Source organism: Pseudomonadota bacterium (assembly GCA_022361155.1).
GTDB lineage: Bacteria > Myxococcota_A > Polyangia > Polyangiales > JAKSBK01 > JAKSBK01.
Genome location: JAKSBK010000502.1, coordinates 1 through 1015, shown reverse-complemented (window position 1 = coordinate 1015; position 1015 = coordinate 1). Strand labels below are relative to the sequence as shown.

The 1015-nt window shown below is 42.9% G+C and carries 2 protein-coding genes; both read left to right on the top strand.

The genetic code is table 11. From position 1 onward, the window contains the following. A partial coding sequence (locus tag MJD61_18785) for an ATP-binding protein (protein MCG8557311.1) occupies positions 1-479 on the top strand: 479 nt, incomplete at its 5' end. After that, on the top strand, positions 476-1015 hold a 540-nt coding region (locus MJD61_18780; protein ID MCG8557310.1), incomplete at its 3' end, for a response regulator transcription factor. The genes MJD61_18785 and MJD61_18780, both read left to right, overlap by 4 nt.

Genomic DNA, 1015 nt, shown 5'->3' with positions numbered 1-1015 from the left:
ACTCTATCGTGGATTTGATAGATGACACTATTAAGTCGGTTCAAGGGATCGCAATGGAATTGCGCCCGCCTATTCTGGATGCGTTTGGTTTGTATGAAGCTCTTGCCTGGCAGGCGGGTGAATATGAAAAAAGATATGGAATTCAATTTGACTTAAATTTTCCTCAGAAGCACGTTGGGCTGGACAAGGATCTAGAGGTCACTTTGTTTCGCATTTTTCAAGAGTCTGTTACCAATGTAGTGCGGCATTCTGAAGCGAACCAAGTTGAAGTTGAAGTGCTTCATAAAAGCGGACAATTGGTGATGAAGATTCGGGACAATGGAATTGGAATTAAACAAGATAAGGTTAAAGATTCGCATTCCATAGGGCTTATTGGGATTCGAGAGCGAGTCCGGTCCTGGGGTGGAGAAGTTCAATTCTTGGGTACAGATGGAAAAGGGACCACTGTGGAAGTCCGAATTCCCATAGCCAATAAATGAATTCAACAAAAACAAATCCTATTAGGGTTCTGATAGCCGACGATCACGACATTGTTCGTCAGGGAATCAAAACGATTATTTCTGATGTTTCAGATATTATTATTGCCGGCGAAGCTGAGAGCGGTGATGAAGTGCTCAAGAAATTTGTGGAGCTGGATGTTGATGTTGTCATTATGGATTACGATATGCCCGATAGAAATGGCTTGGATACATTGATTGAGTTGAAGGCCATAAACCCTCAATTACCCGTCATCATTTTAAGTATGTTTCCCGAAGATCACTATGGAGTTCGGTTTCTGAAGGCAGGGGCATCCGGGTATTTGGGTAAATCCAATGTTACCCAACAGTTGGTCGAAGCGATTAGAAGAGTTGTCGACGGCCACAAATATATTTCTCCCAGCCTTGCAGATAAATTGGTTTCAGAGCTGAACAAAGACTCTGAAAGACCTCTCCACGAAAACCTCACAGACCGGGAATTTCAAGTGTTCCACTTGATCGCAACGGGTAAAAGACTAAAAGCAATCGCAGAAGAACTT